The 26,028-nt window shown below is 60.0% G+C and carries 22 protein-coding genes; 11 read left to right on the forward strand and 11 right to left on the reverse strand.

Going from position 1 to position 26,028, the window contains the following annotated elements:
- Positions 1 to 46 precede the first annotated feature (46 nt).
- The 3 genes from ABIB44_RS05735 to ABIB44_RS05745 form a co-directional block, all read right to left on the reverse strand.
- Positions 47 to 1,447, reverse strand: coding sequence for an RtcB family protein (locus ABIB44_RS05735; RefSeq protein WP_354583657.1), 1,401 nt, complete (start codon positions 1,445 to 1,447; stop codon positions 47 to 49).
- Between the two features lie 611 nt (positions 1,448 to 2,058).
- On the reverse strand, positions 2,059 to 3,582 hold the full coding sequence (locus tag ABIB44_RS05740) for a TROVE domain-containing protein (RefSeq protein WP_354583658.1): 1,524 nt from the start codon (positions 3,580 to 3,582) through the stop codon (positions 2,059 to 2,061).
- 104 nt (positions 3,583 to 3,686) lie between these two features.
- Positions 3,687 to 4,982: a PcfJ domain-containing protein gene (locus ABIB44_RS05745; protein WP_354583659.1), complete on the reverse strand. Its 1,296-nt coding sequence runs from the start codon at positions 4,980 to 4,982 to the stop codon at positions 3,687 to 3,689.
- A 942-nt stretch (positions 4,983 to 5,924) separates the two neighbouring features.
- On the opposite strand from ABIB44_RS05745, the gene ABIB44_RS05750 reads away from it, so the two are divergent.
- Positions 5,925 to 6,827, forward strand: a complete 903-nt coding sequence (locus tag ABIB44_RS05750; protein ID WP_354583660.1) for a histone deacetylase family protein — start codon at positions 5,925 to 5,927, stop codon at positions 6,825 to 6,827.
- Between the two features lie 35 nt (positions 6,828 to 6,862).
- Entirely contained in the window at positions 6,863 to 7,876 is a 1,014-nt protein-coding gene (locus tag ABIB44_RS05755) for a J domain-containing protein (protein WP_354583661.1), read from the forward strand.
- Positions 7,877 to 8,380: 504 nt separating this feature from the next.
- Here the strand turns inward: ABIB44_RS05755 and ABIB44_RS05760 are convergent.
- The 4 genes from ABIB44_RS05760 to ABIB44_RS05775 form a co-directional block, all read right to left on the reverse strand.
- Complete coding sequence (locus tag ABIB44_RS05760) at positions 8,381 to 8,677, reverse strand: putative quinol monooxygenase (RefSeq protein WP_070730927.1); 297 nt, start codon at positions 8,675 to 8,677, stop codon at positions 8,381 to 8,383.
- A 72-nt stretch (positions 8,678 to 8,749) separates the two neighbouring features.
- A complete protein-coding gene (locus ABIB44_RS05765) occupies positions 8,750 to 9,676 on the reverse strand; it encodes an alpha/beta fold hydrolase (protein WP_354583662.1) in 927 nt (308 codons plus the stop codon).
- Positions 9,677 to 9,771: 95 nt separating this feature from the next.
- Positions 9,772 to 10,365 carry a TetR/AcrR family transcriptional regulator gene (locus ABIB44_RS05770; RefSeq protein WP_354583663.1) on the reverse strand — a complete coding sequence of 198 codons (594 nt, stop codon included), beginning with the start codon at positions 10,363 to 10,365 and terminating at the stop codon, positions 9,772 to 9,774.
- 195 nt (positions 10,366 to 10,560) lie between these two features.
- A complete protein-coding gene (locus tag ABIB44_RS05775; RefSeq protein ID WP_354583664.1) occupies positions 10,561 to 11,295 on the reverse strand; it encodes a PD-(D/E)XK nuclease-like domain-containing protein in 735 nt (244 codons plus the stop codon).
- Between the two features lie 171 nt (positions 11,296 to 11,466).
- On the opposite strand from ABIB44_RS05775, the gene ABIB44_RS05780 reads away from it, so the two are divergent.
- Together ABIB44_RS05780 and ABIB44_RS05785 are read left to right on the forward strand one after the other, a co-directional pair.
- Positions 11,467 to 11,889: an EamA family transporter gene (locus ABIB44_RS05780; protein ID WP_354583665.1), complete on the forward strand. Its 423-nt coding sequence runs from the start codon at positions 11,467 to 11,469 to the stop codon at positions 11,887 to 11,889.
- A gap of 449 nt (positions 11,890 to 12,338) precedes the next feature.
- On the forward strand, positions 12,339 to 13,484 hold the full coding sequence (locus tag ABIB44_RS05785) for a T9SS type A sorting domain-containing protein (protein ID WP_354583666.1): 1,146 nt from the start codon (positions 12,339 to 12,341) through the stop codon (positions 13,482 to 13,484).
- 84 nt (positions 13,485 to 13,568) lie between these two features.
- On the opposite strand, the gene ABIB44_RS05790 is transcribed toward ABIB44_RS05785, so the two are convergent.
- The gene (locus tag ABIB44_RS05790) at positions 13,569 to 15,812 is read right to left on the reverse strand and encodes a TonB-dependent receptor (RefSeq protein ID WP_354583667.1); all 2,244 of its coding nucleotides are present in this window, start codon (positions 15,810 to 15,812) and stop codon (positions 13,569 to 13,571) included.
- A gap of 184 nt (positions 15,813 to 15,996) precedes the next feature.
- On the opposite strand from ABIB44_RS05790, the gene ABIB44_RS05795 reads away from it, so the two are divergent.
- Together ABIB44_RS05795 and ABIB44_RS05800 are read left to right on the forward strand one after the other, a co-directional pair.
- Positions 15,997 to 16,440, forward strand: a complete 444-nt coding sequence (locus tag ABIB44_RS05795; protein WP_354583668.1) for a hypothetical protein — start codon at positions 15,997 to 15,999, stop codon at positions 16,438 to 16,440.
- Between the two features lie 14 nt (positions 16,441 to 16,454).
- Complete coding sequence (locus ABIB44_RS05800) at positions 16,455 to 17,309, forward strand: hypothetical protein (RefSeq protein ID WP_354583669.1); 855 nt, start codon at positions 16,455 to 16,457, stop codon at positions 17,307 to 17,309.
- Between the two features lie 139 nt (positions 17,310 to 17,448).
- Here the strand turns inward: ABIB44_RS05800 and argH are convergent, their stop codons facing one another.
- The 3 genes from argH to argB form a co-directional block, all read right to left on the reverse strand.
- Positions 17,449 to 18,759, reverse strand: coding sequence for an argininosuccinate lyase (gene argH / locus ABIB44_RS05805; protein WP_354583670.1), 1,311 nt, complete (start codon positions 18,757 to 18,759; stop codon positions 17,449 to 17,451).
- 142 nt (positions 18,760 to 18,901) lie between these two features.
- Positions 18,902 to 19,969, reverse strand: coding sequence for a M20 family metallo-hydrolase (locus tag ABIB44_RS05810; RefSeq protein WP_354583671.1), 1,068 nt, complete (start codon positions 19,967 to 19,969; stop codon positions 18,902 to 18,904).
- Complete coding sequence (gene argB, locus ABIB44_RS05815) at positions 19,957 to 20,739, reverse strand: acetylglutamate kinase (RefSeq protein WP_354583672.1); 783 nt, start codon at positions 20,737 to 20,739, stop codon at positions 19,957 to 19,959. The genes ABIB44_RS05810 and argB overlap by 13 nt, the downstream gene beginning before the upstream one ends.
- Positions 20,740 to 21,163: 424 nt before the next feature.
- Here argB and ABIB44_RS05820 point away from each other — a divergent pair, with 424 nt between their 5' ends.
- From ABIB44_RS05820 to ABIB44_RS05840, 5 genes are all read left to right on the forward strand, one after another.
- On the forward strand, positions 21,164 to 21,790 hold the full coding sequence (locus ABIB44_RS05820) for a GNAT family N-acetyltransferase (RefSeq protein WP_354583673.1): 627 nt from the start codon (positions 21,164 to 21,166) through the stop codon (positions 21,788 to 21,790).
- Positions 21,790 to 22,980 carry an argininosuccinate synthase gene (gene argG, locus ABIB44_RS05825; protein ID WP_354583674.1) on the forward strand — a complete coding sequence of 397 codons (1,191 nt, stop codon included), beginning with the start codon at positions 21,790 to 21,792 and terminating at the stop codon, positions 22,978 to 22,980. Before ABIB44_RS05820 ends, argG begins: the two co-directional genes overlap by 1 nt.
- Positions 22,970 to 23,950, forward strand: a complete 981-nt coding sequence (gene argC, locus ABIB44_RS05830) for an N-acetyl-gamma-glutamyl-phosphate reductase (protein WP_354583675.1) — start codon at positions 22,970 to 22,972, stop codon at positions 23,948 to 23,950. The genes argG and argC overlap by 11 nt, the downstream gene beginning before the upstream one ends.
- Positions 23,951 to 24,104: 154 nt before the next feature.
- Positions 24,105 to 25,283: an aspartate aminotransferase family protein gene (locus ABIB44_RS05835; protein WP_354583676.1), complete on the forward strand. Its 1,179-nt coding sequence runs from the start codon at positions 24,105 to 24,107 to the stop codon at positions 25,281 to 25,283.
- A gap of 122 nt (positions 25,284 to 25,405) precedes the next feature.
- Positions 25,406 to 26,028: carbamoyl-phosphate synthase domain-containing protein (locus ABIB44_RS05840; RefSeq protein WP_354583677.1), on the forward strand; the 623-nt coding region annotated here is incomplete at its 3' end.

Below are 26,028 nucleotides of genomic sequence, written 5' to 3' on the forward strand. Positions count from 1 at the left end.
TGTACGACACGCGCGGCGTGGTTGGATTTAGGATGGAAGGCACTTTTTACGCCCCGTCCATGCGCACAATTTTGGGCGTGAACGAGCCCAGCACGTCCACCAGCTCACGCTGGCTGGCCATTACGGCGCGGATGTCCTTGTAGGCCATCGGGGCTTCGTCGAGTCCGCCGCCGATGAGCTCGATGCCGTGGTCGGCGAGGTACTTGCGCACCTGCGCTTCGCCCAGCTCGGCCTTGGCGCGGGTGCGCGACATCAACCGGCCCGCCCCGTGCGAGGCCGAGGCCAGCGACCCGGCCCCGTTCCGCCCGCGCACGATAAAGCCGGGGGCCGTCATCGAGCCGGGGATGATGCCGAGCACGCCTGCCCCGGCCGGCGTGGCCCCCTTGCGGTGGGTGATGACCTCCCGACCGTCGGCCAGCCGCTCTTTCCAGGCGAAGTTGTGGTGGTTTTCCACTTTTGCCAGGGGCTTTTCGCCGAGGGCTTTGGCCAGGCGGCGGTGAATCTGCTCGTGGCAGGCCGAGGCGTAGTCGCCGGCCAGGGTCATGGCGGCCCAGTATTCCTGGCCTGCTTCGGTGTCGAGGCCGAGCCAGGCCAGGTGCTGGGCTTCGCCGGGCAGCTGGCACACGTCCTTGGCCAGCTTGGTGTAGCGCTCGGCAATGCCCGCGCCCAGGCCCCGCGAGCCGGAGTGCGACAGCACGCCCACATACTGGCCCACGGGCACGCCCAGCTCATTTTCCACGTCGGTGATTTCGACAATTCCGAACTCCACAAAGTGGTTGCCGGAGCCGGAAGTACCCACCTGCTCGGCCGCCTTATCGAGCTTGTTTTTCAAAAAGGGAATTTCCCGAAATTCAGCCCGGTCAAGCACGGCATGGTCCAGGCGCTGGCCCCGTTCGAAGCCCCGGCCGCTGCCGAAACGGGTGTTTTCGAGCAGCAGGCTGCGCAGCTCCTGGGTGCGCTGCGTGAGGTATTTGGGTGGCAAATCGAACACCGACAAGGCCATCCGGCAGCCAATGTCCACGCCCACGGCGTAGGGAATCACCGCGTTGTCCGTCGCCAGCACGCCGCCGATGGGCAGGCCGTAGCCGTGGTGGGCGTCGGGCATGAGCGCGCCGGCCACGGTCACGGGCAGCTTCATCGCAATTTCCATTTGATGAATGGCCCCTTGCTCGATGTGCTCGGCCCCGAACACGGCGTACTCCTTGCGCTCGACCAGGGCAATGTGGCGGTTGGGCGGAGGCAGCAGCGCGGCGGCCGTATGGCTCCAGTCGAGGTGGGTGAGGTAGTCGTGGGGGTTGGCAATAAGTTGACCCAGCAAAGCCAGCTGGTCGGTCTGGGAGATTTTTTTGAGGTGCTTGCGCTGCAATTGGGCCAGCGCGAGTCCGATGGCGCGGCCTTCCGGAAACCCGAGGGCCCGAAGGTCGTTGCCGCGTAATAGATTGGCCATGATGATGGTCGTTGCACGAAGTGGAGGCGCTTGATTGGCCCGCCATCGTTGGTGAATGAAAAAAATAAAACGGGCCGGGCAACAAGCGCATCGCCCACAAATGTGCGTTACCAGTTTACGCCACTGCCGGCCGGAGCCAGCGGGCCGGATTCGAACCGGCATCCCATCGTCCCGAACGAAGTAGGACGGTGCTACGGCACCAGCCCGTTTTATTAGCAAAAAACCGGAGCAACAAGCGGCCCGCGCAACGAGCCCGAAGGCCCGACGTGATAGGGTCGGAGTAGCGCGCACCTACGGCATCCGGCATTTTGTTCAAATTCGGCTTTCTCCGAAAATTCGGGGCAACAGGCGGCGGGCGTATCAACCGCAGCCGGGGCTGCGGAAGGGGAGTCGAACCCTAAGCGAAGCCTCCGAAGAAGCCCCCTTTCACCAGCGAAGTAACGCCCGCCTACGGCACCCGAACCAGAAGGAGCTGGCCGAGGTGGAACGCGCCCCCGTGGCGGGGGCAGCGTCCCGGTCGGCGACTGCCCCAGGTGGGCAGCCGTCTTCCTCATATCAAATAAATGCCGGCCGGGGGTTCCGCTTCATTGCCCGGCCGGGCGGCTAAATATTTACAAGTCTATTTTCTCGATTTCGCTCAGTGCCGAGCTGCCGTTATCCAGCGCACTCAGCACGTCGAACACCTTATCTGACCAGCCGGCGATGAGGGCTACGCCCGTTTCGGGGCGCACCTCCAGCGGCACGGCGCCGTGCCCGGCCAGGTCGAAGAGGTAGAGGCGAGCCTGGGGAGCCACGGCGCGGCGGTACGCGGCCCATTCCTGGGCCAGGGTGCCGCCGTCGCCGGTGCTGTTCCACAGCTGCACGTCGGTGAACAGCATTACTTTATCCACCACCTCGCGCCGTTCGCGCAAGTTTTTGATGACCAGGTAGCCGTTGGTGGAGTAGCCTACCTCGCCTTCGCGGCGGTAGAACTCCTCCACGTTGCGCAGCACCGGCCCACGGGCCAGGCTGATGCGCTTCCACACATCGCCGAACATGCCGGTGATGACGTTCTGGCAACGGCTTTGGAGCAGCATGCCCAGCACCAGGCTCACGTCGTAGAGCAGCACTTTGCTGCGCGGCGAAATGGCCTTTTGCATGGAGCTCGACACGTCGCAGGCCACTACCACGCGGGTATAGGCTCCGAAACCGCGCAGGTTCACGGCGCTGTGCGCGATGGCCGTTTCCAGGGCCGCCAACACGCCGGCCACGTGGCCGCCGGGCAGGGCTTTTACCTCGCGGTAGGCGGCCAGGAAGCGAAACGGCAGCTGCCTGCTGCGCGCCACCGCGAACCGGTCGGCCAGGGTGTCGCACACCCGCTCCATCGTTGCGGCCGATACGTTGGCTTCGAGGATGTTGCGCAGGTTGCGCAACAGGGCCATGTAGCCGAGCTTGCCGCTGGCAATCAGCGTTTCCCAGGTGCTGCGAACGGCCGTTTGCCGGTCCGCATCGGTAGCGTACGTACCCTGCCCGACCGCCGACAGCTCGGTTTCCCAGGTGTAGGGCGTGGGCAACTCGCCGCGTACCAGCTGGTTGAATAGCGCTTGCTGGGCCTCATCCTTGGCATTGGGGTGCACCAGGAAGAGGGCATCGCGCAGGCGCATGGCCCCGGCGCGGTCATACTTGGCCAGCTGGTAGCCATCGAACCGGTTGAAGCTGAGGGCCAGGCCTTTTTGCAGCTGCTTGGACAGACGGTTGAGGATTTTATTGCCGCCCCGGCCATTGGCCTGGGCGTAAAAGGCCAGCAGCTCCGTGATTTCGTCGGGGCGCTGCACCACGCGGGCCACCAGGCGGCTCACGAGGCTGTCGCCGCGATGCAGGCGGGCCAATTCTACGCACAGCACCAGCGGCACCGAGCGCAAATTCAGGCTTTCCCGAGCGTACACCGCCAGTTGCGCCACGAACCGTGGTTCATTTTTAGCCACTAATTCACGCAGACGCTGTAAGCGCGTATCGGCCGTTTCATAGAACTGGTCGCTGAGCGCGGCGGTGGCCACGGCGGCGTACAGCTCCACCTGGGGCGTGAGCGTGAAGGCCGCTGCACCTTCGTGGTTTACTGCATCGGCGGTATTTTGGGAGAAGAAGTTGAAGCGCATGATAGTAGGGTTGGAAAGTTGATGTTTTAGTGGCGCGGCTCCGGTGACCTCCCCCCGGTCCCTGTCCCCAGGAGAGGGGCCGGGGGTGAGGTTTCGGCGTCGGTCTATTCCCACTCGATGCCGACGTGTTTCGACAGCACCAGGCGGGCCTGGCTGAGCCACTGAATTAGCCAGGCGTGTTCCTGCGTGGTCATCCAGCGGTTGAATTTGCCGCGCACCTGCACCACGGTGCGATTGGCAGCCACTTCGATGGTCAGGCCGCGGGTACCGTCCACGGTCAGCGAAAAAATGCCGCAGCGGCCCAGGCGACACGATTGCAGGTAGGTGGCCACGCAGTTGCGCTGCGCATTGCCCTCGTCCTGCAATTGCGCGGAGGTGGTGAGCTGCTCGATGCGTACCGGTCCGGCCTCAAAATCGGCCACCGGCAAGCCCGCCCAACTGCTGCTACCGGCCAGGCGGGTGCCGTCCGATTGGCGACGCGCCCGCGCCTGGCCCTTATGCCACTGCTCAGTTTGGGCCAGCACGGAAGCCATGCTGCGCCCCTTGAGGGTGAAGCCCAACTGGGCCGGCTCCGCCCCAATGCCCACGCTGCGCTTCTGATGAATCCAGTCGCAGACGGGACCAAAATGGCGCGGGTCGACCATGGGCGAAGCGACGAAAAAGTCCACCACGCTCAGCCAGAAGGCATCATCGACCAACGCGGCCCGGCCCAGGCGCGACTCCATCACCACGCCCCACCAAGCCAGCGCGTCGCGGGCGGCGAGCTGGGCGTAGCGCAGGGCTTCGCGGAAGGTGCAGCCGGCGGGTGCTTCCCGCAGGCCGTGCTCGAGCCGTTTGCTGATGGGCACGGGCAGCCGGGGAAAGCTGCGCAGCGAATGTCCCTGCCCAAGGTGCAAGGTCAAATCGGCCAGGTTCACGCCGTCTTCCGCCAGCGTCGGGCGCGTCCAGGACTCAATCAGCCAGTCCGGCGCGTTGCCGTAGCGGTCGAATAAGTGCCGAACCAGGCTGGCCAGCTGCCGGAATACGTTGCTGCTTCTGGGCTTCCAGTCGGCTACTTCGCGCACTCGCCGGGCATATCGTGCCGCCAGCGCGGCCACGTTCGGGGCTAGCTCGGGCCGATGCAGCAGGCCGGTGCGTTTGGCTGCCACCGCCCGCAGCGCCGCCCGAATGTTGCCCTGTTCCGCAGAAGTTTGCCCCACCACGCAAGCCGCGTACAGCTGCGCCAGGGCCGAATCGACGCCCAATGCCTCGTAAAGCGCATGGGGCGAAGCGAAGGAAAACAGGTATTCTACTTGCTTAGACTGGGGCCAATTGCGCCAGTCGATGTGCCGCGAGAGCGCGACACCAGCCTCTTTCCAGCGGTAAGCTTCCGCCGAAAGGGGTTTGTTACGGTTTGCCATAAAGCGGGGGCCTGCCCGCAGACAGCACCTGGCTAATTTTTCAAATGAGGAGAGGTGGGCGACCGCACCGGGCCGCCCGGATTCAGCCGTTTGTAGTCTCGCACGAAGCGCGACCAATGCGCCGCTGGCTTAAGCGGCCGGCCCGCATCGAGGGGCCGAAGAGCGAGGGGATGAATGGAGAATCGCACGATTGAAAAAGGAAGTTAAAAAGGTTGGATAGCTGGAATTATTCAGTGAATTATGCGGCCTTAATTACCGGAATTAGCATTCGGAATTAATTCAAATTGAATTAAACGTACCTCTTCTATTCAAATAAAAACGTGTTTTTATTTGGTAGTTAATGACACGAAAAAGCCCGGCTTTTGCGGGCCGGGCTTTTCTTTTTCGCGGGATGTACGCCGATATTATCGACGCATCCAACCAGGAAGAAAAGCACGACCGCGCCGATTCAGCGAGCCGCCATCGGGGCGGAGCTGGCACTCTTTGGGCAGGTATTCGGGGCGGATAGGGTGCATGGGGGAATGAGCTAAGCGGTTGATAAACCGTTAAACAACAAAAAACCCGAGCGTGGTGGGCTCGGGCGTGGCGGTTTTCAGACGAAGCTGAAATCAGACAAACATACCGAGCGGAAACAGCCGTGCTGGCTGCATCTTATCCGAATTACTGGTGAGAAATGTGTGGCGGTACATGGTTGTTTGCTTTTAGTGTGACAAAGGTTGGGAATTAATTTTAAATGCGCAAATAAATTTTAAAAATAATTAACAATTATTTCTGCAAAGTTTAATTCTGCAAAAACCACCGGCTTTTTAACTGCTATTTTATTTTGCTACGTAACCAGCCGCCCTCCCCATTGCGAATAACGCAAGCGCTATCGGGCCGTTATTGCGTAAGCTTCGGGCTACGGTTGCTATTTGCAGCAGCTACTGCCTGCGCCTTTCTTGTATGCCCCGTCTCGCCACTTCCGACCACTACACCCTCGACCTACCCGCCGGCCACCGCTTCCCCATTGCCAAATACGCCCTCATTCGGGAGCAGCTGCTGTGGCAGGGCATTGCCGAGCCGACTGATTTTTACGAGCCCGGCCTGTGCGCCGAGCAAGACGTGCTGCGGGTGCACTCCGCCGACTATTGGCACCGTGTGCGCGACTTGCAGCTAACACCCCGCGAGGTGCGCAACCTGGGCCTACCGCAGAGCCCGCAGCTGGTGCGCCGCTCGCTGAGCAGCAGCGCAGGCACGCTGCAATCGGCCCTGCACGCGTTGCGCGACGGCATCGGCCTGAACCTGGCCGGCGGCACCCACCACGCCTTTGCCGACCGGGGCGAAGGCTTTTGCGTGCTCAACGACCAGGCCATTGCCGCCGCGCACCTACTGGCCCACGGGCTGGCAAAGCAAATTTTAATCGTGGACCTGGACGTGCATCAGGGTGACGGCACGGCCGCCATTTTCCGCGACGAGCCGCGCGTATTCACGTTTTCGATGCACGCCGGGGCCAATTACCCGCTGCGCAAGGAGCAGTCTGACCTGGATATTGCGCTGGCGCTGGGCACCGGCGATGCCGACTATCTGGCGCAGCTATTGGCCACGTTGGAGCCGCTGATAGCGCGGGTACGGCCGGATTTCATTTTCTACCAGGCCGGCGTGGACGTGCTGGCGACCGATAAGCTGGGCAAGCTGGCCCTCACGCCCGCCGGCTGCCAGCGGCGCGACGAGCTGGTGCTGGGCCTGTGCCGCGCCCGCCACCTGCCGGTGGCCGTGAGCATGGGCGGTGGCTATTCGGAAAAGCTAGCCGATATCGTGGACGCACACTGCAATACCTTCCGGGTGGCGTTTGAGCTGTGGCCGTAGGATGCGGGACGTACCCTAGCCGTACCTTTGCTACGATGAAAAACCCCGATTCCACGCATCTCAACCGCATTACTGTCCCGGTTCGCACCGACGAGCAGCCGACGGGTACACCCGCTCAACTGGCATTTCGGCAGGCCATTCTCGATGTAGAAAACCTGCGTGAGCGGCTGCGCGACCTGCGCACCGAGCAGGCCGAGGCCCGCCGGCGTTATTGGCAGCAGGTGGGGCCGGCCGCCACGGCCGTAGTGGAAGCTCGCCACGCGCTGTATGCGCCCCTGGAAGAAGCACTGCTGCTGAGCTACTTCAGCCGCCTGGAGGAGCAGCAGATTACGCACCTGATTCTGGGCAACGCCCGCACGCTGGAAGACCGGTTCGGGGAGGACGAGGCCGCCATTATCCGCAAATACGCCCCGTCCGGGCCCCGCACGGCCCCAGCCAGTAATATGACTGAGCGTAAAATTCCCAAGGATAGTGCCCCGGAATTCATCCCCGACCCTACCCTGCTACCCCACGAGCAGGCAGCCGCCGCCGCCCGCGCCCGCCGCAAAACCAAGGCGCAACGCCAGCAGGAAGCCGCCGAGCAGGCCGACCAGAAACAGCTCGAATCCAACGCCAAAACCATCTACCGCCAGCTGGCCCGGGTGCATCACCCCGACCTGGAACGTGACCCGGCCAAGCAAGCCGACAAAACCGCCCAGATGCAGCGCATCGTCGAAGCCTACGAAGCCGACGACCTCTACACGCTGCTTCAGCTGCTGGCCGAAACCGGCCCCGCCGATGCCGAAACCGACGATGTGCTGGCCCGCTACACCCGCGCCCTGCTTCAGCAGCAAACCCAGCTGAAGCAGGAAATGAACGAGCTGAAATACGGCCCCAATGGCTTCATCACCGGCGCGGGCAAGAAGCAGGAGCTGGAGCTACGCCAGCTCAAGCGCGACCTGCGGGCCGAGGCGGAGTATGTGCAGCACATCGGGCGCACCATGGCCGGGCCCGATGGCCTGCGCGACCTGCTCCGTCAGCTCGCCGCCGAGGGCATGGAGAGTATCTAGGCGGACGCGAGTACCGCAAAAAACGTTATGCTTAACTACGCTAAATAGTCACGTGTAGGTGAGCGTATTAAGTAGTCTAGTCGTGGAGAAGTAAGCGTATTGAAGTAGCACGTCATGCTGAGCGCAGTCGAAGCATCTCTCCCGCTTCGCAAGGGCCGTTCAACGAAGCGGGAGAGATGCTTCGACTGCGCTCAGCATGACCGCCTTCCATGCTACTATTACTTTTGCATAACTATTTAATTGGCACGTCATGCTTCATCTTGCGTCCGCGCAGTCGAAGCATCTCTACCTCGTAAGTAAATAATTACTATTGCGGTAAATCTGCTTCGACTACGCGGACGCAAGATGAAGCATGACCGCCTTATTTGCTCCAATTGCCTTTGCGTGACTACTTGAATGCAACGAAGCATCACTGCCGCATTACTAAAATTGATTAGTTGCGCGGTAGAGATGCTTCGACTGCGCTCAGCATAGCGTTGATTATTTACCTGTTCGAATAGGCTCTTACGCGCCTTTCGAAGCCAGAATGTCCACCATTTCGATATGAGGCGGGCTGGCCCACAAATCGGCGTGGGTACCCAAGGCGGCGGCTACTTGCCCAGCGAGGTGGGCTTTGCGGCCGGCTTCGTCGGGGAAAGTGTCGAAAATACCGAAGGTCGACGGGCCCAGGCGCAGGGCGTACCAGGTAGTAGTAGCAGGCTCAGCTTCTACGATTGGGAGGGCACCGGCCAGGAAATCAGCAACGGTTTGTTCGTGGCCAGGCTTCACTTCGAGGCGAACTAGCAGGGCAACTTTTACCATGAGAAAGAGGGTTAGTGATGAGTTTTCTTTTATAACGAATTCCAGCCTCGTTCGGCTATTCCCCGCTGGTATTTAATCCGCAATAAAGTCGGTGGCTTCGGCAATCACCCCGGCATCGCGCAGAAGGCGGTTGTGGCCCAGGCCGCGCGTAGCGTGCAGGCGCGCGCCGGGCCAGGCGGCCACAATCTGCCGGCCTTCGGCAAAGGGGATAATTTCATCGCCCTCGTCGTGCAGCACCAGCACCTGCTCGGCCCCGGTACCAGGGCCCGCAGCGGCCACGGCAAACGAGTCGGCGGGCCGGCCCGTGCTGCGCTCAATGTGCCCGGCAAAGCGCTGCACTAAAGCAGCGGGCAGATGCAGAAAGTCGGCAAACCGCTCGGCCACCACCCGCGGCCCCTCCGGCGCGCTGATGAGCACAAGGCGCGGCAAGGCCACCCCCCCGGGCAAACGCACGGGCAACCCCGCTACCGATGCCGCCCCAAACGAGTGCGCCACAATGGCGCGCACCTCCCCCACCGTATCCACAACCGCCTGCACCGCGCAGCCGAACTCCGTCAGGGTAACCCGCCGGCCTGCCGAAGCGCCGTGCGCGGGCCCATCGAGGGCTACCACGCGGTAGCCAGCCGCCCGCAGCGGCCCCACCCAGGCCCGCCAAAAGCTGGCCCGGTGCTCCCAGCCGTGCACCAGCAGCACGGCGGGCGCGGCGGCCGGGCCCCACTCGTACACGGCAATGGGTCCGGTTTCGGCGGCCACGATGCGGCGGCGCGCATCGGCCAGCGCGGGCGCTTCCCAGGCTTTGGTGGGCAGGCGGCGCGGCGTGGTGAACACCCGCCACGCCTGCCGGAAGCCCAGCGCCGGGGCCACCGCCCACAGCGCGCCCAGCTGCCAGCGCAACCACCGCAAGCCGGCCGGCGCGGGGTAGCGCGTGGCTACGGGCGGCAATGCGGCGGGCGTTTCATCATCACTCAAACGGTAGGCAGGCGAATAGGTATTGGTCATGGGGCCGGTTGGGTTAGTATGGGCGGAAGCTTGTGCGGGTACCGATGCTGGACAAGAAGTGCTGGCGGGAAGACAGCGACAAAAAGTGGCTGCCGCTACGGCAGCAGTTCCAGCCGCAGCTGGCCCACGATTACCCGGAACGGGGTTTCATCGTGCACGCGGGCTACTTGCAGCGCCCCGGCCAGCGTGGTGAGCACCTGCGCCGCCTTTGCCGCCGGGCTACCTACAAAGCGGAGCGCGCCCGTGGCCCGGCCCACGGCCAATACCTCGGCCAGCCACTCGGTGAGCTCGCGGTTGAAGGTGCGTAGCTCCGCCTGCATGGGCACGGGCAGCGTCCGGAAGTCGGCCGCCAGCGCCCCAAACAGGCACACGCGGCGGTCGTGGCCTAGGTGGTTGTCGTACACGGCCAGCAGGGCATCGAGCTGCTGTACTGGCTCGAGGTTGGTAACGCGGGGCAGCCCACGCCACTTGCGCAGCCGCCGCAGCTGCCGGGCCACCAGGGCCGTGCCCAAATCGTCCTTGCTGGGAAAGTGGTAGTGAATGGCCGCCGGCTTTACCCCCAACTCCCGGGCCAGGTGCTGGTAGCTGAAGGCATTGAACCCCCGCTCCAGCAAAAGGCCCTCGGCTAGGTCAAGGATGCGCGTACGGGTATCGGGCGCGAGTGTAGAAGCGGCAGGGGCTTTCATCATAACCCGACAAAGATACTACTTACTTACTAATTAGTAAGTTCAGTTAATCATTCATAAATCCTCTTTCCCGGCCAATAGCAGGACTTTTTCATCGCATAATAAAGGCAATGCGGAAAATTGGACTGCTCACTGATTATCTGATAACCCGCCGACACCACCGGCCGGCTCTGCCTCCCCACCCCAATTCCGTAGGCGCTACGCCAGCTGGTCCGATTCCGGGTTCAGGCCCAAGGCATCGACAGCGGCCTGCACGGCCTCGGCGCGGTAGGCGGGGGCCGTGGCGGGTGCTTTCAGCAAGCGCAGCAGGCGCTGATACTTCTGGCGGCCCTCGGCCAGCAGCTGCTCGCTCACCTCGATGGTAAACACGCCAAACGGCTCAATCTTCTGCACCCCCACCAGCAGAAACCGCTCGGCGCGCAGTGCATCGGTGTAAAAAGCTGCCTGCCGGTCGTAGTCGTAGGCCGAGCACTGCCACAGGAAGTGGTCGGCATCGCGGGCACTGGTGGTTTTGAAGTCGATGATGGTGAAGGGCTGGTCGGGCTGCGCGACTACGAGGTCGGCGCGCAGCTTGCACAGCGTTTCGGTCTGGGGCTCGGTGAAGAGCACGCTGACCTCGGGCGTGCCCTGGGCCAGCAGCGCGGCCAGGCGGGCATCCAGCCGGACGCCTTCCACCAGCCACCAAACCAGCGTGTCGTTCAGGCCGGGCTGGCCGGCCACGTACTGCTCGGGCTCGAGCAGGGCGGTATGGAAAGCGGTACCGAAGTTCAGCGCGCCGTCGTTGGCGCTGCTTTGGGGGCGCGGGGAGCGGCCCTCCAGGGCATCGCGCAGGCGAGAGAGGTCGGAATTGGCCACCGCGGGCAGGGCACGGTAGGTATCATAGTCGAGGCGAAGCAGGTCGGGCCGGCGGAAGGCGGGGGCAGAATCGGACATGGCTGAAAAGGTAACAGTAAAATGGGCGAAAGCTCCTGTGCAAGGGGGCCCGGAGCTGTTCAGCCGACGATTTAGAGCCGGCCTGCGTATCACTGCCAGCCTACGCAGGCCAGCCGGCCTGGTTGGGCCGGCCACCCAGCTTTTCTTCCCTGATACCTGTCCCTCAATCTTATGGCTGCCTGGATTCCTTACGCGCTGCTTTCGGCCCTGTTTGCGGCCTTCACCGCCATTTTTGCCAAAATCGGCATCAAGGGAGTCGATTCCGACCTGGCCACCGCCATTCGGACGGTAGTCATTTTGCTGTTGGCCTGGGGCATTGCCTTGGCGCGCGGGGCTACGGCGGGCCTGCCAGCCCTCACAGGACGTACGTGGCTGTTTCTGGTGCTTTCGGGCCTGGCCACAGGTGCTTCCTGGCTGTGCTATTTCCGCGCCCTGAAGCTGGGGCCGGTGAGCAAAGTAGCCCCGGTCGATAAGCTGAGCGTAGCGCTATCGCTGCTGCTGGCCGTGGCGTTTCTGGGCGAAACCCTCAGCCTAAAAGGAGCCCTGGGAGCCGGGCTGATTCTGGCCGGCACCCTGGTGCTGGTGTGGGGATGAGCTGGCACTGAAACGCTTTTCAACAGAATTTTTTTAAGAAATCTGTTTTGCTGCTAAATATTACATAAACATTATATAAAGGTTAATTTCAACTAGCTTGATGTATTGATAAATACATCAAGCTAAAAGCATTTAAAAGTAATATGAATTTTCTAATTTTTAATTTAACTTATGAATTATTGTGGTTTAATTTGTATTAGACAATTAAGAGTTTTTAATTCACTTATTCGACTTCCATTATGAAACACTTCTTCTATTTGCTGCTTTTGTGTTCCTTCTTCGGGAGTTTCGAACCCAATATTGTTCGCGCTCAATGCGTCTTTACGGCCAATGCAAGTGCAACGACCCTCAATTTTTCGAGTCCGAGCACTTGGACGGTTACGAACATTGGCAAAGGAACTTGTAATGATGGCTGGCCGGTATCCGGCAGCGACGCCATCATTGTTATCATGCCCAATGCTAATGTGACGATAAATGACCCATACGTTGTAGGTCGATATGGCTCTATCACCATCGGCAGCAAAGGCTCGCTCATTGGCAACATCACTCTGACTGTGGGCGATGGTACCGCCAACCTCGCCGAAACCCGGCTGACCATTGAATCCGGAGGCGTTCTGCACGTGGACCAGCTTGTGGTCAACAAGGGCACTGTAGTTATTAATGAGGCGCTGAAAGCGGGAACAGTAGACAATCCCACCACATCACCTATTCCTACTACACTTACAACCAACTGCAATCTGGTTCTCTCCAATGCTGTTGTCACCGATAATAGCGTCGCCTACATCAATGGTAGTGTGGATATAAGTAGCGGTGCGGCCAATAACGTGTTGTGCGGCACCGGCACCGCGCGTATTGTTGGCTGCGTTTTCGGTGGCAATGGGGCGCTTAGGCGGCTGGCCGAAAACTGTGCATCCACGCTAAATATTAATATCTGCGCCCAGCTTACCTCATTCACTGGCTGCCCGGGTCCTGTAGCTGGCAACAATGCCGACCAGCGAGCTTGCGATAGCCTCGTGCCGCTGTGCAAGCCGCTCCCCGTCGAGCTGGTCATTTTCACGGCCAGCCTCACGGCGCGGCAGGGCGTGGCGCTGCACTGGGTCACGGCTTCGGAGAGGAACAGCCAGTATTTCGTGATTGAGCGCTCGGCCGATGGCACCACTTTCAGCGCCCTGCGCACGGTGGCCGCCGCCGGCACCACATCGGCCCGCACCAGCTACGACCAGACCGACGAGCAGCCCCTTTTCGGCACGAGCTACTACCGGCTGCGCCAGGTCGATACCGATGGCGCAACGGCCTTTTCGCCGGTACAGCTCGTTCGCTTGGGCAGCACCAACGCCGAGGGCCTGGCCGTGTACCCCAGCCGCGAGGCCCAACAGTGGGTAGTGAGCACCTCCCTGCCCGCCGCCGTGCTGGCCAGCGGCCCAGCCAGCATCCGGGTATTTGATGCCCTGGGCCGCAGCCAGCCGGTGGCCGCCCTGCCCGATGGCAGCCAGACCGGCCGCTGGACGCTCGATATGCGCACGCTGCCGACGGGAATGTACATTGTGCGGCTGGTATCGGCGGGCGGCTCGTTCAGCCAGCGCATTGCCCAGTAGGGAGTTGTTGAAAAGCTGTTTGCTCAACTAAACCGAGTACCCCGAAGCGCTGCTTTGGGGTACTCGGTTTAGTTGAGCAAACAGCTAACCATGCGCCGTCCAACGCCACGTCAGCGACAGGTTCACTACGCGGCCTTCGACCGGAGCCCACAAGTCGCGGAAGCTGGGGTTGTCGAAAGGCGCGAGCACGACCTTCTCACGGCGCGTCTGGCGGTAGTCGAGCAGGTTTTCGCCATTCAGCGCGAAGGTGAACTGGCCTGCGTGGTAGCGCAGCAGCGCCGCGAATAGCGGATAGCCCGGCGTGACGTGGCCATCGGATAAGTATTGTTGGCCGATGTAGGAGGCCTCGAGCCCGGCGCTGAACGCCTCGGTGAACTCGACCAGCCCCACGGCTGCAAACTTGTGGCGGGCAGCCAGCGGCAGGTGCGGGTTGGCCGCGTCGTACTGCCGGCGGGCATCGGTGAAAACGTAGCCCAGGTAAAGCTCGGTTTCGTCGGCCCGCAGGCGCACGTAGGTTTCCAGGCCCCGGGTCGAGAGCGGGGCAGCCGCGTTTTGCCAGGTCAGGTAGTTGGCCTGGAATGGTCCGGCAAACCCCAGCCCGTTCAATACCAATGGATTGCTGAGGCTGGTATAGAAGAACGACTGGTTCACGCTCAGCACCAGAGGTTCGTCGAACCCGTCGAAGGTGCGCTGGTAGTTCACGTCACCATTCAACCCAAAGGACGTTTCGGCCTGCACGCCCGCCAGGCCCCGCACCAGCGGGTAGTTGCGCTCGTCGAGGCTATTGATGTAGGGCACCGGGGCGCGGTAGCCCAACCCGCCGTTGAGGCGGGCGGTCACGGCGTCGCTGGCCTTATAAAGCAGCGCCAGCCGGGGCAGCACGAAGGTTCCGTACTGGTTGTGGCGGTCGAGGCGCAGGCCGGCTTGCAGGCGTAGGCGCGGCAGCACGCGCCAGTCGTCCTGCCCGAACGCGCCCAGCGTGTGGTAGGTGTAGGGGCTGCGCAGCGGCGTCGCGCTATTATGGAAGGAAGCCAGATGCTCGCCGTTCACATTCAGCCCAACCACTATGGTATGGCGTGGGCCGGCGGCGTGCAGGTAGCTGGCTTCGGTGTAATAGGTGGTTTGGTAGGCCGTAAAAGCGTTGGAATTGGTGTTCACGTCGCGCACAAAATCCGTGATGGTGCCCTTAACGGTGAGGCGGCCGCCGGCCAGCTCATCGTTGGTGTAGAGCAGGTCGGCGGTGTTGCGCAGGCTGGTGTTATCAATAAAAAAAACGTGGCCGCGCACCGGGTCGAAGCCGGTTTTGAGGACCTGCGCATCGCCGGCCCGGCGGCTTTCGAGCGTGCCGGTGTAGCCCAGCGCCACCTGGCTGTGGCCGTTGGGGTAAAAAAACAGGCGCGGGTGCAGATTCGCGTTGCTCACCCGGGGCACGTCCACGAAGCCGTCGCCGTCCACGTCCTTTTCTTTCTGCTTCACCAAGCCGGCATATAGCGAATAGCCCCAGCGTGCCCCGCGCCGGGCCGCGAAACCGTTCAAATCCGTCTCGCGCAGGCTGGTCTGGTTGAAGCTGGCTGCGTACTGTGGCGTGCCCAGGGTCGGCGTTTTGCTCACCAGGTTTACCAGGCCGGCAATGGCTCCGCCGCCATACAGCGTCGAGTTCGAGCCCTTAATAAGCTCCACCTGCCGCAAATCGAGCGGCGGCACCGTGAGTAGCCCAAACGAGCCTGCGAAGCCCCCGTACAGCGGCACCCCGTCGCGCAGAATCTGGGTGTACTGCCCCGGCAGCCCTTGCAGACGCAGGTCGAGGTTGCCGGTGGTGGGCGAAGTGGGCTGAATCTGGGTGCCCGCAATGTCGCCAAACAGGCTGGCAATGCTGGCCGGCTTAATGCTGCTCTCCTCCTCCATCTCCTCGGCCCCGAGTACCTCCACGCGGGTGGGCAGGTCCTCGATGCGCGAATTGGTGCGGGTGGCCGTCACGAGCACTTCTTCTTCAATGACTACCCCCGGTGCCAATTTCAGCAGCACCACAAGGTCTTGCCCGGAAGCGGGTGCCGCTACCGAGCGGCTCGCGTAGCCTAAAGACACTATGAGCAGGCGCGTTCCGGCCTTTGGCGCGGGCGTGAGCATCGCGGCCCCGGCAACATCGGTGGCGGCCCCTTGGGTCTTGTCGGCGACTAGCACACTGGCCCCAACCAGGGGCTCGCGCCGTAGCGAATCGCGCACGACCACCCGCAGGCTTTGGCCGTGGCCCAGTGCCGGTAGCAGCAGCAGGGCCAGCAGCACGAGCAAGCCACGGACCTGGGTGAAAACGTGGTAAAAAAAAGACATTAGCAGTAACTTACAGTCGGAACCAGCCGCCAAAAGTACGCCGCGCCCGCAGCTGGCCCGGCAAAGTATTCGGGGCCGAATAATATTTTTTCCGCACGCTGTAAGCAATTGCCACTGGTCCCGTCTGGACAGACGAAGTGACCCTTACAAAACACATTGCCCGCCCATGAAAAAGCCCCGTCTTATGCCCGCTGTACTGGCTGCCCTGGCCCTGACCCTGGCCTTGAGCGCCTGTAATAAGTCCGTTGATGCGCCCACCCCGGTGGCCCCCGTGGCACCGGCCGGCACCACTACCCTGCGCATGGGCACCGTAATGGCGCAGGGCGGGGTGATGAGCGGTGGTACCCTCGACATTGTGAAGGCCCCCGACGGCACGGAGCACATCAAATTCAACACCGACTTTCACTCCGATTTTCACACCGGCTCGCTGGGCATCTACCTGGCCAAGTCCGATGATTTAATTCGTAACCAGCGGGCCAGCAATCCGGCCAACGTGCTGCGCGTGGGCACCATCACGCAGTCGGGGGCGCAGTCGCTACCCATTACCGGCACAGCCACCGGCTTTTCGCACGTCATCCTGCACTGCGATGCTGCACAATACAACTTTGGGGCGGCAGCCCTGAAATAAGCCCTCCCGCTGCAATGCCCAACTATTACGCCCACCTGAGCAGCCTGCTTGCCCTCGGCACCGGGCTGCTTGCCGCCACGCCCGCTCAGGCCGGCGGCGGCTGGACCCGCCTGCAGGGCCACGGCTACGCCAAAGTCGGCCTCACCCTGGCCAATACCGACAAATACCACCCGCTGCAGGGCGGCACTGTGAGTACGGCGCAGTTTCGGCAGCAGGTGTACAGCCTCTACGGCGAGTACGGCCTCACCAACCGCCTCGAGGCCACCCTGAACTTCCCGTTCTTTCGCCGCGCCACCTTCCCCGAAACCAGCCCCGGCCAGGGCGTGGGCGACCCCGAATTTGGCCTGCGCTACGGCGTGCTCACCGGCAAGTGGCCGCTGGCCGTGCAAGTAGCCGCCCAGGCCCCACTCGGCAACCCCAATAAGCGCGGCATCTACCAAAACGACCCGGCCAACTTCGTCTTCCTGCCCACCGGCAACGGCCAGTGGAATATCTGGACCCGGGCGGCCCTCTCGCACACGCTGGGTACATTGCCCGCTTTCTTCACCCTCGAAGCCGGCTATAACCTGCGCACCGGTGGCTTCACCAATCAATACACCTTGGGCGCGCAGCTCGGCTACAAGCTATTCGATAAGCTCTGGCTCACCGCCAACCTGCGCACCCTCGACAACGTGCGCACCCCCGACCCCAGCAAGCTGAACAAAATTGGCCTGGGCGAGGGCGTGGCCTACTCGGCCGCCAGCCTGGGCGCGAGCTACAATTTCACCAAGCACCTCGCCGCCACCGCCGACGTGGCCGCCGGCTTTGGCAAACTGCGCAACGTGTACTCGGGCCTGCAAACCACGTTTGGGGTGGCCGTGGAGTGGTAGGATGATTTCGTTTGATGAAGAATGCAGTAAAAAGAACGTCATGCTGAGCTTGCCGAAGCATCTCTACCGGGTGACTAATCAATTTTAGTATTGCGGTAGCGATGCTTCGGCAAGCTCAGCATGACGTTCCTTTTATTCCTTATTCTAATCTTAGAAATAGCGCACTCTCTTCCCGCCACCGCCGCACTTTTTCCGCAATTTCGGTCAGCCCCAGGTTGTGGATACTTCCCAAATGCGTGGTTTGAAACTCACGGTGCGGTACGTAGCTGCCGTCTTCCACGGCGCGGCCCACTTGCTGGTAGGCATCACGAAACGGCACGCCGGCAATAATTAATTGGTTGATGTTTTCCACCGAAAATATTGGGTCGTATTTCGCCTGCTCAATCACCCCCGCTTTAATCTTGATTTCGGGCAGCGCAAACAACAGCATATCCAGCAAGTCAGCAAACTGCATCATCGGGCCGAACAGCAGCTCTTTCAGCAGCTGGAAATCGCGGTGGTATCCACTCGGCAGGTTGCTGGTAGCCAGAATAATATCGTTGGGCAGCGCCTGCAGGCGATTGGCGTGGCCGCGTACCAGTTCAAACACGTCGGGGTTTTTCTTGTGCGGCATGATGCTGGAGCCCGTTGTGAATTCCTTGGGCAGGTTCACAAAGCCCAAATCCTGGCTGTTATAGAGCACCAGGTCATACGCCAGCTTACCCAGCGTACCCGCCGCGCCGGCAATGGCGAAGGCCAGGGTTTTTTCGGTTTTGCCGCGTAGCATCTGTGCCCCGACCGCGCTCACGGCCACGCTGCCAAAGCCCATTTCGCGGGTCGTCATCTCGCGGTCAATCGGAAAGCTGCTGCCGAAGCCCGCGCCCGAGCCCAGCGGGTTCTGGTCGGCCACCTTGTGCGCCGCCTCAAACAGCGCCAGGTCCAGCAGCAAGTGCTCGGCATAGGCCGAAAACCACAGCCCGAAGCTGCTCGGCATAGCCGCCTGGAAGTGCGTGTAGCCGGGCAAGAGGTCGTTTTTATGCACCTCAGCCTTGGCCAACAGCACTTCGACCAGCGCCAGTATTTTGCTCGAAATCCGTTCGATGTAATCTTTCAAAAACAGCTGAATAGCGGTCAAAACCTGGTCGTTGCGCGAACGGGCCGTATGAATTTTCTTGCCCGCATCCCCAAATTTTTCGGTCAGGTAAGACTCAATCTTGGAGTGTACATCCTCGAAGTCGTCCTCAATCTGAAACGTACCGGCTGCTACTTGCGCCAATAACTCATCGAGGCCGGCAATTAACTGTTGCCGCTCTCCTTCTGAAATCAGCCCTACTGCAGCCAGCATGTTAGCCTGCGCTTTCGAGGCCCGCATATCGAACGGCGCGAGGTACAAGTCCAACACCCGGTCCTGGCCTACGGTAAATTTTTCGATGGTATCATTCACCGAGAATCCTTTTTCCCAAATTTTCATAATTCACTATCTTGCAATTAGCTCAATCAAATTTTTTCTCATCCTGACGAAGAAAGCAACTTGTCGCTGACGAAGTGACTGTTGCGGCGTGACAGAACACTTCTATGGCACGGCAAACGATTATCGGCGTAAGAAATAATGTTCAAAAATTAAAACCGGTCAGTAGCTCAATATAATCCCGAATTCCCGCCTGAATTTCACTCACGAGGATAAATTCGTCTGGTGTGTGCGAACGGGCACTTGCGCCCGGACCCATTTTCAACGTCTCAAACGGCATCATCGACTGGTCCGACAGCGTGGGCGAGCCATAAGCCGACTTACCCATTGCCAGGCCTTTTTGAACTAGCGGATGTTTTTCACTAATGCGGGAGGAATTAAGATGCGTGGAGCGAGGTGTAATTTCCGACTGGAATTTGGCGCGCAAAAAGTCGATAATTTCCTGGTTCTGGTACAGCTCATTGGTGCGCACGTCAATCACGAACTGACACCGGTCCGGCACCACGTTGTGCTGCGTACCGGCATTAATTTGCGTCACCGTCGTTTTCACCGGTCCCAGCAGCGGCGACACTAGTGGAAACTGAAATTCTCGCAGCCACTGAATATCAACCAAGGCCTTATAAAGGGCATTTTCTCCTTCATCGCGGGCGGCGTGGCCAGTTTTGCCGTGCGCGGTGCAATCCAGCACAATCAAGCCTTTTTCGGCAACTGCCAGATTCATTCCCGTGGGCTCCCCAACAATACCGAGGTCAATTTCTCCTAATTCCGGCAATATACTTCTGATGCCGTTTGCCCCCGATATTTCCTCTTCGGCCGTAATCGCGCAAATCAGATTAAACGGAATATCCTTGCGCTGCAGATACAGGAATGCAGCCAGCATACTCACGACCGAAGCACCCGCATCATTACTACCTAAACCAATTAACTTATCGCCTTCCAGCGTAGCTCCAAACGGGTCGTATTGCCAGCCTGCGCCGGGCTTCACGGTATCGTGGTGCGAGTTGAGCAGAATTGTTGGTTTGGCGGCATCAAAGTGCTGCGAAACGGCCCAAACGTTGTTTTGCTGTCGTTGCGCCTGCACGCCGTGCGCCGCCAGAAACGCCTGAATAAGGGTCGCCGTGTCGGCCTCTTCGCGGGAAAACGAAGGGGTTTTGATTAGCCGGCTTAATAAGTCAACGGCATCGTTACCTAGTTGGCTTATTAGTTCAGCCATAACGTTGTTTTCAATTTTTCGTTGATGTGCAACGCGTGTTCAATAATAACCTTATTCACCCCGAATTGCAGTGCTTCAAAGGCATTTTCCAATTTAGGCAGCATACCATCGGCAATAACTCCGCTTTCTTTTAGTTCACCATAATTAGCCAGCGTTATTTTTTCAATCACGGAATTATCGTCGTTGATATCTTCCAACACACCCCTCTTTTCGAAGCAGAAATGCAGCGAAACCACGTATTGTTTACTTAATGCTTTGGCTACGGAAGCGGCAATGGTATCGGCATTGGTATTCAGGAGCTGGCCGTGGCCGTTGTGGTTAATGGCGCAGAAAACCGGCGTTAGGCCAAGGCCCAGAAACTGGTGAATCAAGTCGGCGTCGACACTGGATTCGTTTAAATCACCTACGAAACCATAATCAATCTCGTGCACCGGGCGTTTCGTAGCCAATATCACATTGCCGTCGGCCCCACTGAGGCCCAATGCATTGACACCGCTGCCTTGCAGGGCGGCCACCAGTTGCTTGTTGGTTTTGCCAGCGTAGAACATCGTCACGATGTCGAGCGCAGCAGCATCGGTGATTCGGCGACCATTCACTAATTGTGGAGCAATGCCAAGTTTTTTCATCATGTCGCTAGCGCCTTTACCGCCGCCGTGCACGAGTACTTTCGGCCCGCTAATATTGGCAAACAGGCGCACGAACTCCATTAGGTCGGCCTCTCTGTCGATGATACCACCGCCAATTTTAAATATTTTTAGTTCGGGTTTCATTGCAGCTTCACCTGTGTTTAATCCCTTCAGCGGGCGGCGACTATTCCAAAAATAACTATGTAAAATGTTGCGGGCAAAAGTAGGGCCTTTTACCTTTGCGGCAGAATTGAACCACTTGGTTGGCTGCTTCGTTAAAGCGCCGAATCGACTTAGCTATTAGAATGCCCCGCTCCGTTTCCACGTCTTTGATGCTCGCTCCAGCCGTTCGGCCGAGTGTGGCCGGCGTGTGCCAAACGACCTGCGCGCTAGTGCGACGACCCTAGCGGCTTCAACAGCCGCATATTGGCCCTTCGGCCAATTTCTATGAGCCGGGCAAGTACCCGCTCAACTTACAGACAGGTTTGGGTTTTAGCAGGATTTTCCCGTATACAATACGTCGGGTTTTCCGGACAGCCACGCATCTATCCCTAAGTTTTAAGTAACAATGACAATTCGGGTTGCAACGACAGCGGACGCTCAGTACGCTGCACAATTATGCCAATGGTACGTCGAGTCGGCCAAAACGCGGGGCACTGGCATCGCCAAGCGCGAACCAGACTACGTGGCCCAGAAAATGGCCAGCGGCGATGGCATCATCGCTTTCGTCGACGACAAACTGGCGGGGTTTTGTTACATCGAAACATTTGATGACAAGACCTTTGTCGTCAATTCCGGTCTGATTGTGAACGCTGAGATTCGCAAGGGTGGCGTGGGTAAGGCCATCAAGCAGGCAGTTTTCGAACTCTCGCGCAGCAAGTATCCACAGGCCAAGATTTTCGGCATTACGACCAGCCTGGCCGTGATGAAAATTAACACGGACCTCGGCTACGAGCCGGTTACTTTCTCGGAGCTAACTACCAGCGAAGACTTCTGGAAGGGCTGCAAAAGTTGCAAAAACTACGGCATCCTGATGGAGAATGAGCGCAAGCTGTGCCTCTGCACGGGCATGCTCTACGACACGCCGGAGAAGCAGCTGGTGCAGCTACAGGTGCCCGATTTCGCCGCTCTCACTTCCGCCCTGCTCGTTTCCCACGACTCCGCTTCTGACCCCGAAACTGACTCTGCACTCTAATGAAGAAAAAAGCCATCCTCGCCTACAGCGGCGGCCTCGACACCTCGTTTTGCGCCGTGTATTTATCGCGCGACCTCGACCTGGAAGTGCACACCGTCATTGTCAATTCCGGCGGCTTCACGACCGAGGAGTTGGCCGCCATCGAGAAGCGCGCCTACGAGTTGGGCTCGGTGAAGCACGAGGTGATTGACGTGACCACGCGCTTTTACCGCGACTGCCTGCGCTACCTGCTGTTCGGCAATGTGTTAAAGAACGACACGTACCCACTGAGCGTGAGTGCCGAGCGCATGTTTCAGTCGCTGGCCATTGCCGAGTACGCCCGCGCCAACGAGGCCGACTACATCGTGCACGGCAGCACCGGTGCCGGCAACGACCAGGTGCGTTTCGACGTGGCTTTCTCGGTCATCTCGCCCAAAACGGAAATTCTGACGCCCATCCGCCACCTGAAACTGTCGCGCCAGGCCGAGATTGAGTACCTGCAAAAACAGGGCTTCGAAATGAGTTGGGAGAAGGCCCGCTACTCCATCAACAAAGGTATATGGGGCACCAGCGTGGGCGGCGTCGAAACGCTGACTTCGCACGAGGCCCTGCCCGAGAGCGCCTACCCCTCGCAATTGCAGCGCCAGGATTCGGAGCGCGTGGAAATCACCTTCGAACGCGGTGAGCCGGTGGCGCTGAATGGCGAAACGATGGACCCGGTGGCGCTGATTCAGAAGCTAAATGAGCTGGGCTCGGCCTTCGCCATTGGCCGCGACACGCACGTGGGCGACACCATTCTGGGCATCAAGGGCCGGGTGGGCTTTGAGGCGCCCGCGCCGCTCATCCTCATCAAGGCGCACCACCTGCTGGAGAAGCACACCAGTACCCGTTGGCAGCTGCTGCACAAGGACTACATCGCCAATTGGTACGGCACGTTGCTGCACGAAGCGCAGTACCTCGACCCGGTGATGCGCGACATGGAGGCTTTCCTGGAATCGTCGCAAAACCACGTTTCGGGCAAAGTATTCGTGCAGCTCAAACCCTATCAATTCTACCTGCTCGGCATCGAATCAAGGTATGATATGATGCAGTCGAAAGTAGCTACCTACGGCGAGGAAAACAACGCCTGGGACGCCCGCGATGCGCGTGGATTCATCAAGATTTTTGGCAACCAGCTGAAGATTAGCGCCAGCCTGCACGATGAAAATTAAGGCCGGCATCGTAGGCGGGGCCGGCTACACGGCCGGCGAACTGGTTCGCATTCTGCTGCACCACGAGTTCGTGGAGTTGGGCGGCATCGTCAGCTCCTCGAACGCGGGCAACCTGGTGCACCAGGTGCACGACGACTTGGTGGGCGAAACCGACCTGGCGTTCAGCTCCGAGCTGGCTGGCGATGAGGACGTGGTGTTTCTGTGCCTTGGCCACGGCAATTCCAAAGCCTGGCTGCACAAAAATACCCTGCCCACAACCACGCACGTCATCGACTTGAGCAACGATTTCCGCCTGAATGCGGATGCCGAGTTTGCCGGCCGCGAGTTCGTCTATGGCCTGCCGGAATTGAACAAAAGCCGCATTCAGCAGGCGCAGAGCATTGCCAATCCCGGCTGCTTCGCCACGGCCATTCAGTTGGCGCTGCTGCCGCTGGCCAAGGCCGGCCGCCTCACCGACGATATCCACGTGTCGGCCATTACTGGCTCGACCGGCGCGGGCCAGAGCCTAGCGGAAACGGTGCATTTCTCATGGCGCACCAACAACGTGTCCATCTACAAGCCCTTCACGCACCAGCACCTCGGCGAAATCGGCGAGAGCCTGGCGCAACTGCAGCCGCAATCGGAAGCTGAGATTCACTTCATCCCCTACCGTGGCAATTTCTCGCGGGGCATTTTCGCCAGCGTTTACACGCCCTCGGATTTGACGCAGGACGAGGCGCGGGAGCTGTATAAGCAGTTTTATTCCGACGCGCCGTTTACCACGGTGTCGGACAAGGAAATTCATTTGAAGCAGGTGGTGAATACCAACAAATGCCTGCTCCACGTGCAGAAACAGGGCAAGCAATTATTAATCACCTCGGTAATTGATAATCTGGTAAAAGGCGCATCGGGCCAGGCGGTGCAGAATATGAACCTGCTGTTTGGCCTGCCGGAAATGACGGGGCTCAACCTGAAAGCGGGGCTCTTATAATTCCACTCGTGAACGTCATGCCGAGCGTAGCCGAGGCATATCGCTTGTGGAGCAATCAAAATCGTTGCAGCAATTGATTTAGTAAAGCACGCAAGATGCCTCGGCTGCGCTCGGCATGACGTTCTTAATTTCAGCTTAAACAGCTCAAAAAATAATGGAGCTTTTCAACGTTTACCCCCTCGTCAACATCACGCCCGTGCGCGCACTCGGCGCGAAACTCTGGGACGACCAGGGCCAGGAGTATCTGGATTTCTACGGTGGCCACGCCGTGATTTCCATCGGCCACAGCCACCCGCACTACGTGCAGCGCCTCACGGAGCAGCTGCAAAACATCGGCTTCTACTCCAACTCGGTGCAGATTCCGATTCAGCGTGAGTTGGCCGAAAAGCTGGGCCGCGTGTCGGGCTACCCGGATTACTCGCTGTTTCTGTGCAACTCCGGGGCCGAGGCCAACGAGAATGCGCTGAAGCTGGCCTCGTTCCACACCGGCAAAAAGCGGGTTATCGCCTTCCGGGGCGCATTCCACGGCCGAACTTCGGGCGCGGTGGCTGCCACCGACAACCCCAAAATCGTAGCCCCCTTCAACGCCGACCACGCCATTTCCTTTGTCGAGTACGACCTGCAAGCGGTGGCCGAAATTCTGCGCGGCGGCGATGTCTGCGCCGTAATTATCGAGCCGATTCAGGGCGTGGGCGGCATCATTATGCCTTCCGATGACTTCCTGCAAGGCCTTTCGCTGCTCTGCGGCACGCACAACGCCCTGTTGATTGCCGACGAGGTGCAGAGCGGCTACGGCCGTAGCGGCAAGTTCTTCGCCCACCAGCACGCCGGCATCCGGCCCGATGTCATTTCCGTGGCCAAGGGCATGGGCAACGGCTTCCCCATCGGCGGCATTCTGATTGCGCCCACGCTTCAAGCCTCCTACGGCCTGTTGGGCACCACGTTCGGTGGCAACCACTTAGCCTGCGCCGCCGCATTGGCCGTGCTCGAAGTCATCGAGGATGAGGGGTTATTAGCTCACACCACCGAGTTGGGCCACTACCTCCGTACGGAGCTGCTGGCCCACGCCGGAGCCGAAGAAATTCGCGGCCGTGGCCTGATGTTGGGCATCAAATACGACTTCCCCATCAAAGAAATCCGCGACAAGCTGCTGTCGGAATACCACATTTTCGTGGGCAACGCTTCCGACCCCACGGTGCTCCGGCTGCTGCCACCGCTGAATATCACGAAGGCCGAGGTTGACCGGTTTTTGGGGGCGTTGTATACGCTGACGGTTGCCTCCCCCCCTAGCCCCCTCTCCCGCAGAGAGGAGGAACTAGCTCTAAAAAAGTAGTTTCTAGCTCCCTCTTTTCATCCTCATTACCACCGACTAAATTCTAGAATCAAAAACTAGAAACTAGTCCCCCCTCTCCACGGGAGAGGGGGTTAGGGGGGTGAGGTTTCCGTTGAACAACCATGCCCCAAGTAACCCTAACCCTCGAAGACGGCACTACCATAGAAGGCGAATCCTTCGGCGCGTTCACCTCCGCCGCCGGCGAGGTCGTGTTCAGCACGGCCATGACCGGCTACCCCGAAAACCTCACCGACCCGTCCTTCGCCGGCCAGATTCTGGTGCTCACCACCCCCATGGTGGGCAACTACGGCGTGCCCGGCGAGGAGCTGTACGAGTCGATTTCCACCATTTTTGAATCCGACAAAATCCACATTGCCGGGCTGGTCGTCAATTATTACTCCGAGGAGCACAGCCACTGGAACGCCGCCAAAAGCCTTGGCGACTGGCTGAAGGAGTACAACATCCCCGGCATCTGCGGCGTCGATACCCGCATGCTCACCAAAAAGCTGCGCGAGAAAGGTGCCATGCTGGGCAAAATCGTGGCCGAAACTGACGTGCCCTTTCACGACCCCAACCTCGACAACCTGGTGGCGCAGGTGAGCCAGCCCGGCGTGCAGCACTTCGGCAGCGGCCAGCATAAAATCGTGCTCGTGGACTGCGGCACCAAAACCAACATCATCCGCTGCTTCCTGGAGCGCGACGTGGAGCTGATTCGCGTGCCTTGGGACTACGATTTCACGACCCT

The organism is Hymenobacter sp. UYCo722, from assembly GCF_040547115.1.
GTDB lineage: Bacteria > Bacteroidota > Bacteroidia > Cytophagales > Hymenobacteraceae > Hymenobacter.

Excerpts from the sequence above, each read along its gene's own strand:
- ABIB44_RS05735 (WP_354583657.1), bottom strand. The coding sequence starts at position 1,447 with ATGGCCAATCTATTACGCGGCAACGACCTTCGGGCCCTCGGGTTTCCG.
- ABIB44_RS05740 (WP_354583658.1), bottom strand. The coding sequence starts at position 3,582 with ATGCGCTTCAACTTCTTCTCCCAAAATACCGCCGATGCAGTAAACCAC.
- ABIB44_RS05745 (WP_354583659.1), bottom strand. The coding sequence starts at position 4,982 with ATGGCAAACCGTAACAAACCCCTTTCGGCGGAAGCTTACCGCTGGAAA.
- ABIB44_RS05750 (WP_354583660.1), top strand. The coding sequence starts at position 5,925 with ATGCCCCGTCTCGCCACTTCCGACCACTACACCCTCGACCTACCCGCC.
- ABIB44_RS05755 (WP_354583661.1), top strand. The coding sequence starts at position 6,863 with ATGAAAAACCCCGATTCCACGCATCTCAACCGCATTACTGTCCCGGTT.
- ABIB44_RS05760 (WP_070730927.1), bottom strand. The coding sequence starts at position 8,677 with ATGGTAAAAGTTGCCCTGCTAGTTCGCCTCGAAGTGAAGCCTGGCCAC.
- ABIB44_RS05765 (WP_354583662.1), bottom strand. The coding sequence starts at position 9,676 with ATGACCAATACCTATTCGCCTGCCTACCGTTTGAGTGATGATGAAACG.
- ABIB44_RS05770 (WP_354583663.1), bottom strand. The coding sequence starts at position 10,365 with ATGATGAAAGCCCCTGCCGCTTCTACACTCGCGCCCGATACCCGTACG.
- ABIB44_RS05775 (WP_354583664.1), bottom strand. The coding sequence starts at position 11,295 with ATGTCCGATTCTGCCCCCGCCTTCCGCCGGCCCGACCTGCTTCGCCTC.
- ABIB44_RS05780 (WP_354583665.1), top strand. The coding sequence starts at position 11,467 with ATGGCTGCCTGGATTCCTTACGCGCTGCTTTCGGCCCTGTTTGCGGCC.
- ABIB44_RS05785 (WP_354583666.1), top strand. The coding sequence starts at position 12,339 with ATGCCCAATGCTAATGTGACGATAAATGACCCATACGTTGTAGGTCGA.
- ABIB44_RS05790 (WP_354583667.1), bottom strand. The coding sequence starts at position 15,812 with ATGTCTTTTTTTTACCACGTTTTCACCCAGGTCCGTGGCTTGCTCGTG.
- ABIB44_RS05795 (WP_354583668.1), top strand. The coding sequence starts at position 15,997 with ATGCCCGCTGTACTGGCTGCCCTGGCCCTGACCCTGGCCTTGAGCGCC.
- ABIB44_RS05800 (WP_354583669.1), top strand. The coding sequence starts at position 16,455 with ATGCCCAACTATTACGCCCACCTGAGCAGCCTGCTTGCCCTCGGCACC.
- argH (WP_354583670.1), bottom strand. The coding sequence starts at position 18,759 with ATGAAAATTTGGGAAAAAGGATTCTCGGTGAATGATACCATCGAAAAA.
- ABIB44_RS05810 (WP_354583671.1), bottom strand. The coding sequence starts at position 19,969 with ATGGCTGAACTAATAAGCCAACTAGGTAACGATGCCGTTGACTTATTA.
- argB (WP_354583672.1), bottom strand. The coding sequence starts at position 20,739 with ATGAAACCCGAACTAAAAATATTTAAAATTGGCGGTGGTATCATCGAC.
- ABIB44_RS05820 (WP_354583673.1), top strand. The coding sequence starts at position 21,164 with ATGACAATTCGGGTTGCAACGACAGCGGACGCTCAGTACGCTGCACAA.
- argG (WP_354583674.1), top strand. The coding sequence starts at position 21,790 with ATGAAGAAAAAAGCCATCCTCGCCTACAGCGGCGGCCTCGACACCTCG.
- argC (WP_354583675.1), top strand. The coding sequence starts at position 22,970 with ATGAAAATTAAGGCCGGCATCGTAGGCGGGGCCGGCTACACGGCCGGC.
- ABIB44_RS05835 (WP_354583676.1), top strand. The coding sequence starts at position 24,105 with ATGGAGCTTTTCAACGTTTACCCCCTCGTCAACATCACGCCCGTGCGC.